Here is an 11,142-nt window from a genome sequence, read left to right on the forward strand (position 1 = left end):
CCGCTAGGGAGCGGGATCCGACGTGTGCTTCGTCGGCCGGTAGCCGGCGAGTTCGGCGCGGACGTCACCTTCCTCGTGCTGGCCCTTCTCCTTGCCGAACGGCAGGGCCTTCAGCAGCGGGTGCAGGACAGCCATCACGGCGAGGCCCCAGGCGAGTCCCAGGACGGCTGAGCAGATGGTGTTCACCAACCAGGCCAGGAGGCCGCCAATACCCGCGATTCCGGCGACCGGCGCCTCGAGGGCGTGGACCAGGTCATACGGCAGGTGCCAGCCGAGGTCGTAGGCCCCCTGGAGCATGATGTGGCCGCCAACCCACAGCATGGCGACTGTCCCGATCAGGGTGATTCCGGCCAGCACGGCAGGCATCCCCTTGACCAGCAGCTCGCCGAAGCGCTGCGAGCCCGCAGACTCCTTGGCGGCCAGGTGCAGGCCAATGTCGTCCATCTTCACGATCAGAGCCACGGCGCCGTACACAAGCACCGTGATGGCGAGGGCTACAACCACCAGGATGGCGGCCCGGGCCCAAATGGATTCCGTGGCAACCTCGTTCATCGAGATGACCATGATCTCGCAGGACAGGATGAAGTCGGTGGTGATGGCGCCCTTGACCACCTTGGCTTCCGCCTCAGGTCCCCGCTCGACCGCCGGCGCTTTTTCGTCCGAGTGGTCCCGGCGGATCTTGTGCCAGACCTTTTCGGCACCTTCGAAGCACAGGTACGTGCCGCCCAGCATGAGGATGAACGGGATGGCCCACGGGAGGAAGGCGCTGACGAGCAGCAGGGCCGGCAGGATGATCAGCAGCTTGTTCCGGAGCGAGCCCCAGAAAATCCGCTTGATCATCGGCAGCTCGCGGGACGGGTCCGCCCCGGACACGTACTGCGGGGTGACAGCGGCGTCGTCGATGACAACACCGGCGGCCTTGGCCCCGGCCTTTGCCGCTCCGGCAGCGACGTCGTCCACCGAGGCGGCCGCGATGCGGGCCAGGGCTGCGACGTCGTCCAGCAGGGCGACGAGGCCGCCGCTCACAGACCGCTCCCGCGGTGTTCGCGTTCGGACGGCTGGGCGTGGCTGCCTGAATGCAGGCGCGTGATCGGCATGCTGCGATTATACGGTGGCGGGCAGCCGTACCCGCCCTGCTCCGCCGCGCGCGGCCAGTGTTCCGTCGAGCGTCGTCCCCGCCCGCGGACGGTCAGGCCCCGGCGACCGGGAGCACCAGCAGGTACCCCGCCGGCAGTTCGCTGCTCCAGCGCCGCGGCTCGCGGACCACGAACTGCGTGGCCAGCTGTTCGGGGGTAAGAAGGCTGTTGGGCGCGGGCGACGGGCCCCACTGTCCGCTGCCGTGCGGGTAGAGCGGATCCTGGACGCGGACGCCGGTGACCGAGAACTCCGGGAACTGGGCGGGGTCGCCGATTGATTCGAAACCGCTCATCACCCACGCATGGCGGCCGCTCCACATGACCAGCCCCACTGGCCTGCCCGTGTCAGCGATGGCGCGTGCCGCCGTCTGGAGGGCAGACCCGTAATCGGCGATGCTGACCACTGTGTACGGCCCCATGCCCACTTCCGTCAGCACCTGCGCCCAGCCGAGGGGGTTGGCGCCGTTGAAGGAATTGGAGGACCGTGCCCGGGCCATCTCCCACAGTTCGCCCTGCTGGGCGGAATCGGCCCAGGTGCCGCCACCGGTGTCGTCAATGAGGTTGTGCGCCATCTGGATGCTCGCCGCAACGCACCAGTCAAAGGTGTACTGCGGCACGAAGTCACCCTCCTGGTAGAGGTTGAGCGCGTAGGGCTGGGGGACCGGGGGTGGTGCGGGAGCCGGCGGCGGGGGTGGGGGTGTGGCGGTGGGAACCGGAGCGGTGGTCCCTTGGGGGGCGAGTGCAATGCCGCTTGCGGGGGGCTGTGCAGGGGAGGTAGGGGCCGGCTGTGCGGGGGAGGCCGGGACCGTTTGCCCGGCGGGCGCTTCGTTGATGCCGACGGCGGGCGCGCAGGCCCCGAGGCAGGTCGCCAGGGCGACGAGCCAGGCAAGGAGACGGGGACGGGTGCCGGTCATGATGGGATCAGTCTAGCGCGGGCCCCTCCCGCTGTCCGGTGGGCCGCTTAGCCTCAGAACGCGTAGCGGACGCGGCAGTACGGCGCGATTTTTTCAATCAGCGCCGTCAGCTGGTTCACGTAGCGTGCCTTGGTCCCCGCGCGGTAGCGGACGTTGGTGAAGCCGTTGGAGGAGATCTTGGACTCCTGGAGGTCCGGGCGCCACAGCACGTCCTCGGCCTGCGGATGCCAACCGAGGTTGACCTCGTGCAGCCGCTCGTTGTGGGTCAGGAAGATGACTTCCGCCGCGAGCTGGGCTTTTGCGGCCGAGCTGAGGGTGCGGTCCAGCTGGCGCAGCAGTTCCTCCCAATCGCTGAGCCACGTGTCCGTGATGATGACGGGGGAGAAGTTCACGTGCACCTCGTAGCCGGCATCAACGAAGTCATTGATGGCGGTCATCCGGTCGGCCACGGGGGAGGTCCTGACGTCGATGGACTTCGCCAGGGCCGCTGGCATGAGGGAGAACCGGATCCGGGTGTGTCCGCCGTGGTCCCAGCCGAGCATCGCCGGGTTGACGAACTTGGTGGCAAAGGACAGCTTGGCGGTGGGCAGGTCGCGGAAGAGCGTGACGAGGTCCTCCACGTTGTCGCTGATCAGGGCATCGACCGAGCAGTCGCTGTTCTCGCCGATGTCGTAGACCCAGAGTTCCGGGTCGCACTGGTTTGGTTCCAGCTTGATGCCCTGGCGCGTCACGTGCCGCTCCAGTGCCCCGGAGATCTGGTGGATGTTGGCGAACACGGTCACGGGATTGCTGTACCCCTTGTGGCGGGGCACGTAGCAGTAGGCGCATGCCATGGCGCAGCCGTTCGCGGTTGAAGGTGCAATGAAGTCCGCGGACCGGCCGTTCGGCTTGACGGACAGCGCCTTCTTGACGCCCAGGACCAGTGCCTCCGTCTTGATCCGGGACCAGCGCGGCACGTTCGTTTCTTCACCGTGCAGCTCGGGGATGTTCCAGTGGCTGTCAACAAGCACGACGTCGGCGTCCGGCCAGCGTTCGACGATGTCCTTGCCCCGGGGCAGTTCCAGGGCAGCGGGTTGCGCGTAGATGCGCCGGATCTGCAGCAGCCGGTTGAATTCCATGGCTCCATCCTCGCAGGAGGTCCTAGCCTGCCAGTATCCGCTCCAGCCGCTCCACGCCGGACTGCTCAAAGGCGGCGTCGCCGATTTTGTGGGCCCAGACCACGGTTCCCAGGGCCTGGTTCAGGTTTTCCAGCTGCCACACGTCGGCTGCGGCGCTGTTGGGGTGCTTCCCCAACCCGCTGTAGAAGGCCTCCGCCAGGGCGGGGCGCCCCAGGAACTGCTGGTGGGTGAGGCGGACCAGGTCATGGACCCAGGGTCGGGCGTCGGCCCGCCCGAAGTCGATGACTTTGATTTTGCCCCCGTCCACCAGCCAGTTCCTGGGCTGGTAGTCACCGTGGGTGGTCACCAGCTCCACGGGGGCCGGTGTGATGCCGGCCAGTTCGCCAGCGGCCCGGGCGCGCAGGCCGGCGGCCAGCAGTCCTTCAGCCGAGCTGATGAGCAGCTGTGTCTGGTAGGCGATCTTCTTCGTGTAGTCGGCCGAGGTCCCGGCTGGGCGATGCAGCTGTGCCAGGACCGCTCCGGCCTGGCGGTACGTCTCGGGGCGGTACTCGTCAGCGGATCCCTCCACCGGCGTTCCGGGCAGGAATTCCGTCACAAGGATTCCCGCCTCTGCTGAAGCCTGCCTGAGCACGGGCGTTGTGCCGTGAAGGCCGGGCAAGCCCGGGGCGAGGGCGGCGATTTCCCGCCGGATGTGGTGGCTGGTAGTGCTGGCCTTGACGATGAAGCTCCCGCCGTCGGGCGTGGACACATGGAGCACGGAGGTGTCCTGCAGGGGCCAGGAGTAGTCCTTGACCACCCTGAACGGGCCAAGCCAGGACCTCAGAATTCGGTTCTGCTCATCTGTAACTGAAGCGGGCATCCATCAGGCTATGCTTTCCAGCGCCAGTTCCTCAACAGCAACCGCCAGGGCGTCCAGGTCGAACCACTCAACCGGCAGCACGTCGTGGACAAAGGCATCAAAGTCGAAGGGGTGGCAGCGACCGCCATGGTTCCAGTACAGGATCCAGAGGTCCACCAGGCCGCGGTCCTTCCGCTGCAGCAGGTCTCTTGCGGTGCGCCGCGGGTCATCCATAGCCAATCCTTGCTTCTGCTGCCGTCCGCCCACAAGGGCCGGTGCCAGCTGTTGCCGCAGGGACCACGCCCTGCGGAGGGTCTGCGGGAGGGGGGCGGAAAAGCTACGGCATGATAGGAGGGTCATGCGGGTCTGCCCAGGTCATCGGGTTTGTTCAAGGGAGGGGAAGCTGGTTTGGAGCCTTTAACTGTCGACGGCGGCAAGGGGACGGTGGAGTTGCGTTCCGACGGCGTCATCCACCTGATCTGGGAACCCAAGGTCCGGATAGAGATCGAGGACGCGCAGGCTGCCATGGCGGCTGTCAACGAGATAGCGGGTGACCAGACCTATCCCATGCTGGTGGACATGGCCACCACCGAGGACGTCACCCGGGCGGCCCGCTCCGTGTTTTCCATCCCCTGCGCCGCCGACCGCATTGCGCTGCTGGGTGCCAGTCCGGTGGACCGGATCATCGCCAATTTCTTCCTTGGCGTGCATATCCCGCCATGTCCCACGCGCTTCTTCACCTCCCGGACCGAGTCGATGAAGTGGCTTCAGGCCGGCAATTAGTTGGCTTGTGTGCTCTGCCGTACCACCAGTTCCGGCGTGAACACCACCGAACGGTGTGTCGGCTTCCGGGATTCGACCTCTTCGGCGAGCAGCTGGATGGCGGTACGTCCCAATGCCTCCGTGGGCTGCCGGATGGAGGACAGCGGAACCACGGCTGAGACAGCGAAGTCGATGTCGTCGTAGCCGATCAGCGCGACGTCCTCCGGGATGCGGAACGTGTGGGTCATGGTCAGGGACTGCATCACGCCCAAAGCCAGGAGGTCGTTGGCGCAGAAGATGCCGTCCGGCAGCCCTTCACGGCCCCGCTCCACCAGCGAGTTGCCCACGCTGCGTCCGGCCAGGACCGTCTGCCCCTCGGACTCCAGCACCTCCAGCGTGGCGTCCGATTCCTCCTTGACTGCACGCCGGGCGCCCTGGAGGCGGTCGGCAACCTGCCGGATGGAGGTGGGGCCGCCCACAAAGGCGAGCCGACGGCGGCCGGTGTCCAGCAGGTGCCGCGCTGCCAGGTACCCGCCGGCGTCGTCGTCCACCGCCACCGAACTGAACTTTGCCTCGTCCGCCAGCCGGTCCACCAGGACGGTGGGCACGCCGCGCTCGCGGAGGAGGTCCAGCCGCTCGGTCACATCGCCCACGGGCGAGATCAGCAGGCCCTGGACACGCTGTTCCTGGAAGAGGTCGATGTAATTGGCCTCGCGGGCGGCGTCGTGGCCGCTGTCTCCCAGCAGGACAGCACTGCCGTGGAGTGCGGCGGCGTCCTCGGCCGCACGCACGACGGCGGTGAAGAACGGGTTACCCACGTCCAGGACGATGAGCCCGATGGTGCGGCTGTGGCCCGCGCGCAGTTGGCGGGCGGCGTCGTTGCGGACAAAGCCAAGCTCGTCAATGGCCTTCAGCACGCGGTCCTTGGTCCGCTGCGAAACCCTGTCCGGGTAATTCAGCACGTTGGACACCGTGCCCACCGCCACGCTGGCATGGTTGGCGACGTCCTTGATACTGGCTGAACGATTCATGATTCTCCGTGCTGCTGCTCTTTGTGGCACGCATTGAGCCCGGGTTGTGGACCGCGGGCAGGAATGCTTGACACCTGCTCAGATTCAAGAGTACTTTGAATCGTAACAATGAAACGATTCAAAGATCCGCGATTTCAGGAGAACCAAACATGAGGGTGTGTTTCCGCTCCTCGGTCCAGCCGGCCATGCTCGACGAATACCGCCGGCGGCATGCCGCCGTGTGGCCGGACATGCTCCGCGCCCTCAAGGACGCGGGCTGGAACAACTACTCCTTGTTCCTCTCCGGGGACGGGCTCCTTGTGGGCTACCTGGAATGCGACGACTTTGACGCCGTCCGGGCACGCATGGCACTGACGGACGTCAACGCCCGCTGGCAGGCGGAAATGGCCACGCTTTTTGAAGACTCCGGGCAGGCTCCCGATGAAGGGTTCCAGGTCCTTGACGAAGTCTTCAACCTTGACAGCCAGCTGGCGGCGGCCGAGTCCACCGCAAACTGACGCACACCGGCTCCAGCAGCGGGGCCCACACCACCGACCACAGCATCACGACACCGGAAAGAACCATCATGAATGACGTAGCAACGGCGCTGGGCAGGCTCGAGGAGCTTGCCATCGAGGTCCCTTCGTGGGCCTATGGAAATTCGGGGACGCGGTTCAAGGTGTTCGGCACGCCCGGCACTCCGCGCACCGTGCAGGAGAAGCTTGCCGATGCGGCGAAGGTCCACGAACTGACTGGCCTGGCTCCTACCGTTGCGCTGCACATCCCGTGGGACAAGGTGGATGATTACGCCGCCCTGAAGGAGTACGCGGCCGGCCTGGGTGTGGGCCTGGGTACGATCAACTCCAACACCTTCCAGGATGACGAGTACAAGTTCGGCTCCCTGACCTCGTCCAACGGGGCGGTGCGGCGCCGGGCGATCGACCACCACCTGGAGTGCATTGAGATCATGCACGCCACGGGGTCCAAGGACCTGAAGATCTGGCTGGCTGACGGAACCAACTACCCGGGCCAGGATGACATCAGGGGCCGCCAGGACCGCCTGGCCGAGTCCCTGCAGGAGATCTACGCGGCGCTGGGGGACGAGCAGCGGCTGGTGCTTGAGTACAAGTTCTTCGAGCCGGCTTTCTACCACACCGATGTTCCGGACTGGGGCACGTCCTACGCCCAAACCCTCGCGTTGGGTGAGAAGGCGTTTGTTTGCCTGGACACCGGCCACCACGCGCCGGGCACCAACATCGAGTTCATCGTGATGCAGCTGCTGCGCCTGGGCAAGCTCGGCTCGTTCGATTTCAACTCCCGCTTTTATGCCGACGATGACCTGATTGTGGGCGCGGCGGACCCGTTCCAGTTGTTCCGCATCATGCATGAGGTGATCCGCGGCGGCGGCTTCGGCAAGGATTCGGGGGTGGCGCTCATGCTTGACCAGTGCCACAACCTGGAGGAGAAGATCCCGGGCCAGATCCGCTCCGTGCTGAACGTCCAGGAAATGACGGCCCGGGCCCTGCTGGTGGACACCGCTGCCCTGGCCGAGGCCCAGCGCGCCGGTGACGTGCTGGCCGCGAACGGCATTTTCAACGATGCGTTCTACACCGACGTCCGGCCGGTCCTGGCCGAATGGCGTGAATCCCGCGGCCTGCCCGCGGACCCGCTGGCCGCATTCAAGGCCAGCGGCTACCAGAAGAAGATCAACGAGGACCGCGTGGGCGGCCAGCAAGCCGGATGGGGCGCCTAAGCATGACGATGCAGAACACAGCCAATAAGACTGTTGAAGACCTGATTTCCCGTTCCAACCGCCTGGGTGCGGACAAGCGGAACACCAACTTTGCCGGCGGCAACACCTCTGCCAAGGGCACCGAGAAGGACCCGGTGACGGGCGAGGACGTCCAGCTGCTGTGGGTCAAGGGCTCCGGCGGGGACCTGGGCACGCTGAAGGCCCAGAACCTCGCGGTGCTGCGCCTGGACCGGCTGAACGCGTTGAAGAATGTCTACCCCGGCGTTGAGCGTGAAGACGAGATGGTGGCTGCGTTCGATTACTGCCTGCACGGCAAGGGCGGCGCTGCCCCCTCGATTGACACCGCCATGCACGGCCTGGTGGATGCGGCGCACGTGGACCACCTGCATCCGGACTCGGGCATCGCCGTTGCGACGGCGGTGGACGGCGAGGCGCTGACCACAAAGATCTTCGGCAGCAAGGTGGTGTGGGTGCCCTGGCGCCGCCCCGGCTTCCAGCTGGGACTGGACATCGCCGCGATCAAGGACGCCAACCCGCAGGCCATCGGCACCATCCTGGGCGGGCACGGCATCACCGCCTGGGGCGCCACGTCCGAAGAGGCCGAGCAGAACTCACTGTGGATCATCGACCAGGCCGAGAAGTACATCCGGGACAACGGCAAGGCCGAGCCGTTCGGACCGAAGCTGCCCGGCTACGGCGCCCTGCCGGAAGCTGAGCGCCGTGCCAAGGCCGCTGCCCTGGCACCGGTGATCCGCGGCCTGGCCTCCACGGACAAGCCGCAGCTGGGGCACTTCAGCGATGACGCCGTCGTCCTTGACTTCCTGGAAGCCGCCGAGCACCCGCGCCTGGGCGCGCTGGGCACCTCCTGCCCGGACCATTTCCTGCGCACCAAGGTCAAGCCGCTGATCCTGGACCTGCCTGCCGACGCCTCGGTGGAGGACTCGATTGCACGGCTGCACGAGCTGCACGCGGACTACCGCGAGGACTACCAGGCCTACTACAGCCGCCATGCGGATGCGGACAGCCCGGCGCTGCGCGGCGCGGACCCGGCCATTGTGCTGGTGCCCGGCGTGGGCATGTTCTCCTTTGGAGCCACCAAGCAGACCGCCCGGGTGGCCGGTGAGTTCTACATAAACGCCATCAACGTGATGCGTGGCGCCGAGGCGGTCTCCACCTACGCCCCCATCGAGGAGTCCGAGAAGTTCCGGATCGAGTACTGGGCGCTGGAGGAAGCCAAGCTGGCCCGGATGCCCAAGCCAAAGTCCCACGCCACCCGCATCGCGCTGGTGACCGGTGCGGCCTCGGGCATCGGCAAGGCCATTGCCACCCGCCTCGCCGCGGAAGGCGCCTGCGTGGTCATCGCGGACCTGAACCTGGAGAACGCCGAAAAGGTCGCCGAGGAACTCGGCGGACCGGACGTTGCCGTCGGCGTGCAGGCGGACGTCACGGACGAGGCCCAGGTGGCGGCCGCGATCGACGCCGCTGTGCTGGCCTTTGGCGGCGTGGACCTGGTGGTCAACAACGCCGGCCTGTCCATCTCCAAGCCGCTGCTGGAAACCACCGAAAAGGACTGGGACCTGCAGCACAACGTGATGGCCAAGGGCTCGTTCCTGGTGGCCAAGGCCGCGGCCAAGGTGATGATTGCGCAGGGCCTGGGCGGGGACATCATCTACATCTCCTCCAAGAACTCCGTGTTCGCCGGCCCCAACAACATCGCCTACTCCGCCACCAAGGCGGACCAGGCACACCAGGTCCGCCTGCTCGCCGCCGAACTCGGTGAGCACGGCATCCGCGTCAACGGCATTAACCCTGACGGCGTGGTCCGCGGCTCCGGCATCTTCGCCGGCGGCTGGGGCGCCAAGCGCGCCGCCGTGTACGGCGTGGACGAGGAAAAACTGGGTGAGTACTACGCCCAGCGCACCCTGCTCAAGCGCGAAGTCCTGCCCGAGCACGTGGCCAACGCCGCCGCCGTGCTCACCGGCAACGAACTGTCCCACACCACCGGCCTGCACATCCCCGTGGACGCCGGAGTGGCCGCAGCCTTCCTCCGATGAGCACGGAAGCAGCGCACGGTACTGCCCCGGCACACGCCGGGGCAGTACCCGGGCACAAGATGTTCGCCGGCAGCGTTTTCGCCGCGGTCGACATTGGCGCCTCCTCCGGCCGCGTGATCCTGGGCCGCGTCAGCTCGGGCGGGAACGTGGAGCTGGAGGTGGTCCACCGCTTCCCCAACGGGGTGGTGGAGATCGACGGCGGCCTCCGCTGGGACTTCGACGCCCTCTTCGCCGAGGTGCTCACGGGCCTGGCGGCAGCGGCCACCGTCGCCGCCGCGCAGGGGGAACAGGTGGCCAGTATCGGCATCGACACCTGGGCCGTGGACTACGGCCTGGTCAACACAGCCGGGGAGCTGGTTACCCAGCCCTTCAGCTATCGCGACGACCGCAGCCGCACCGCCGTTGAACCCGTGCACCGGAAACTGGACCCCGCGCGCCTTTACGGGACCACGGGGCTGCAGTTCCTGCAGTTCAACACCATCTACCAGCTTGCCAGCGAGAAGAACCTGGACGGGGTGCAGGCACTCCTGATCCCGGACCTGATCGCGTTCCTCCTCACCGGGCAGCGCCGGACCGAGGCCACGAACGCTTCCACCACGGGCCTGTTCGACGCCGTGGCGGGGGAGTGGGCCACCGAGTTCCTCACCGCGCTGGGCCTGCGGAAGGACCTGTTCCCGCCGCTGATCCAGCCCGGCGAGGCCGTGGGCACCCTCCTGCCGGAGATCGCCGCGCAGGTGGGCCTGCCGGAGGACACCCGGGTGGTGGCCGTCGGCTCACACGACACCGCCTCGGCGGTCGCGGCCGTCCCGGCGAAAGCGGACAACGGCGGGGAACACTTCGCGTACATCTCCTCCGGCACCTGGTCGCTGGTAGGACTGGAACTGAAGCATCCTGTCCTCACCGAAGCCAGCCGCGAAGCAAACTTCACCAACGAACGCGGCGTGGACGGCACCATCCGCTACCTGCGGAACATGGGCGGGCTCTGGCTCCTCAGCGAATGCCAGCGGACCTGGGCGCAGGAGGGGTTCCGGCCGGAACTGACGGCGCTGCTCACCGCGGCGGCCGCGCTGCCGCCGGGAGGGCCGCAGATTAATCCGGACGATCCCTACTTCATTGCCCCGGACAACATGCCCGGGCGCATCCGGGCCGCCGTCCGGCGCACCGGAGAGGTGCTGCCGGACCACCCCGCCGCCATCACCCGCTGCATCATGGACAGCCTGGCCGCCGGCTACGCCCGAACCCTCCGGGACGTCGAACGCCTGGCTGACCGGACCGTGGACGTGGTGCACATAGTTGGCGGCGGCTCCCAGAACAGGCTGCTCTGCCAACTCACGGCGGACGTCACCGGGAAGAAAGTGGTGGCCGGGCCCGTCGAAGCGACGGCGCTGGGCAACATCCTGATCCAGGCGCGCGCCGCAGGGGCAGTCTCCGGGGAGCTGGCCGACCTCCGTGCCCTGGTGGTGCGCAGCCACAACCTTCAGGTGTTCGTCCCGGAACTCTCGCGGCTGTAGCTGCTGTTCAGTGTGTGGCCTGACCTTCCCTTGTTCCCCGGCCGGC

11 protein-coding genes are annotated in these 11,142 nt (G+C 67.1%); 5 read left to right on the top strand and 6 right to left on the bottom strand.

Annotation, left to right across the window (positions count from 1 at the left end):
• Positions 1–3: 3 nt before the first annotated feature.
• From IEX33_RS00455 to IEX33_RS00475, 5 genes are all read right to left on the bottom strand, one after another.
• Positions 4–1,026, bottom strand: coding sequence for a DUF808 domain-containing protein (locus tag IEX33_RS00455; RefSeq protein WP_188726852.1), 1,023 nt, complete (start codon positions 1,024–1,026; stop codon positions 4–6).
• A gap of 163 nt (positions 1,027–1,189) precedes the next feature.
• Positions 1,190–2,050, bottom strand: a complete 861-nt coding sequence (locus IEX33_RS00460; RefSeq protein ID WP_188726854.1) for a hypothetical protein — start codon at positions 2,048–2,050, stop codon at positions 1,190–1,192.
• A gap of 53 nt (positions 2,051–2,103) precedes the next feature.
• The gene (locus IEX33_RS00465) at positions 2,104–3,168 is read right to left on the bottom strand and encodes a spore photoproduct lyase family protein (RefSeq protein WP_188726856.1); all 1,065 of its coding nucleotides are present in this window, start codon (positions 3,166–3,168) and stop codon (positions 2,104–2,106) included.
• Between the two features lie 22 nt (positions 3,169–3,190).
• Positions 3,191–4,027, bottom strand: a complete 837-nt coding sequence (locus tag IEX33_RS00470; protein WP_188726857.1) for an aminoglycoside phosphotransferase family protein — start codon at positions 4,025–4,027, stop codon at positions 3,191–3,193.
• A 3-nt stretch (positions 4,028–4,030) separates the two neighbouring features.
• Positions 4,031–4,240 (bottom strand): hypothetical protein, encoded by a 210-nt coding sequence (locus IEX33_RS00475; protein ID WP_188726859.1) that lies wholly within the window; start codon positions 4,238–4,240, stop codon positions 4,031–4,033.
• 174 nt (positions 4,241–4,414) lie between these two features.
• On the opposite strand from IEX33_RS00475, the gene IEX33_RS00480 reads away from it, so the two are divergent.
• Complete coding sequence (locus IEX33_RS00480; RefSeq protein ID WP_104184673.1) at positions 4,415–4,789, top strand: DUF7793 family protein; 375 nt, start codon at positions 4,415–4,417, stop codon at positions 4,787–4,789.
• Here IEX33_RS00480 and IEX33_RS00485 read toward each other — a convergent pair.
• Complete coding sequence (locus IEX33_RS00485; protein WP_188726861.1) at positions 4,786–5,799, bottom strand: LacI family DNA-binding transcriptional regulator; 1,014 nt, start codon at positions 5,797–5,799, stop codon at positions 4,786–4,788. The genes IEX33_RS00480 and IEX33_RS00485 overlap by 4 nt on opposite strands.
• A gap of 149 nt (positions 5,800–5,948) precedes the next feature.
• On the opposite strand from IEX33_RS00485, the gene IEX33_RS00490 reads away from it, so the two are divergent.
• The 4 genes from IEX33_RS00490 to IEX33_RS00505 all read left to right on the top strand — a co-directional run bounded on the left by IEX33_RS00490 (position 5,949) and on the right by IEX33_RS00505 (position 11,096).
• Positions 5,949–6,296 carry an L-rhamnose mutarotase gene (locus tag IEX33_RS00490; RefSeq protein WP_188726863.1) on the top strand — a complete coding sequence of 116 codons (348 nt, stop codon included), beginning with the start codon at positions 5,949–5,951 and terminating at the stop codon, positions 6,294–6,296.
• A gap of 68 nt (positions 6,297–6,364) precedes the next feature.
• Positions 6,365–7,531 (top strand): L-rhamnose isomerase, encoded by a 1,167-nt coding sequence (gene rhaI / locus IEX33_RS00495; protein WP_188726866.1) that lies wholly within the window; start codon positions 6,365–6,367, stop codon positions 7,529–7,531.
• A 2-nt stretch (positions 7,532–7,533) separates the two neighbouring features.
• A complete protein-coding gene (locus IEX33_RS00500) occupies positions 7,534–9,585 on the top strand; it encodes a bifunctional aldolase/short-chain dehydrogenase (RefSeq protein WP_377090591.1) in 2,052 nt (683 codons plus the stop codon).
• Between the two features lie 59 nt (positions 9,586–9,644).
• Positions 9,645–11,096 carry a rhamnulokinase gene (locus IEX33_RS00505; protein ID WP_229675228.1) on the top strand — a complete coding sequence of 484 codons (1,452 nt, stop codon included), beginning with the start codon at positions 9,645–9,647 and terminating at the stop codon, positions 11,094–11,096.
• Positions 11,097–11,142 lie beyond the last annotated feature (46 nt).

Source organism: Pseudarthrobacter scleromae (assembly GCF_014644515.1).
GTDB lineage: Bacteria > Actinomycetota > Actinomycetes > Actinomycetales > Micrococcaceae > Arthrobacter > Arthrobacter scleromae.

What these genes read in the sequence shown, in the direction of transcription:
- IEX33_RS00460 (WP_188726854.1), bottom strand. Translation starts at nt 2,050, where the DNA reads ATGACCGGCACCCGTCCCCGTCTCCTTGCCTGGCTCGTCGCCCTGGCG.
- IEX33_RS00465 (WP_188726856.1), bottom strand. Translation starts at nt 3,168, where the DNA reads ATGGAATTCAACCGGCTGCTGCAGATCCGGCGCATCTACGCGCAACCC.
- IEX33_RS00470 (WP_188726857.1), bottom strand. Translation starts at nt 4,027, where the DNA reads ATGCCCGCTTCAGTTACAGATGAGCAGAACCGAATTCTGAGGTCCTGG.
- IEX33_RS00475 (WP_188726859.1), bottom strand. Translation starts at nt 4,240, where the DNA reads ATGGATGACCCGCGGCGCACCGCAAGAGACCTGCTGCAGCGGAAGGAC.
- IEX33_RS00485 (WP_188726861.1), bottom strand. Translation starts at nt 5,799, where the DNA reads ATGAATCGTTCAGCCAGTATCAAGGACGTCGCCAACCATGCCAGCGTG.
- IEX33_RS00490 (WP_188726863.1), top strand. Translation starts at nt 5,949, where the DNA reads ATGAGGGTGTGTTTCCGCTCCTCGGTCCAGCCGGCCATGCTCGACGAA.
- rhaI (WP_188726866.1), top strand. Translation starts at nt 6,365, where the DNA reads ATGAATGACGTAGCAACGGCGCTGGGCAGGCTCGAGGAGCTTGCCATC.
- IEX33_RS00500 (WP_377090591.1), top strand. Translation starts at nt 7,534, where the DNA reads ATGACGATGCAGAACACAGCCAATAAGACTGTTGAAGACCTGATTTCC.
- IEX33_RS00505 (WP_229675228.1), top strand. Translation starts at nt 9,645, where the DNA reads ATGTTCGCCGGCAGCGTTTTCGCCGCGGTCGACATTGGCGCCTCCTCC.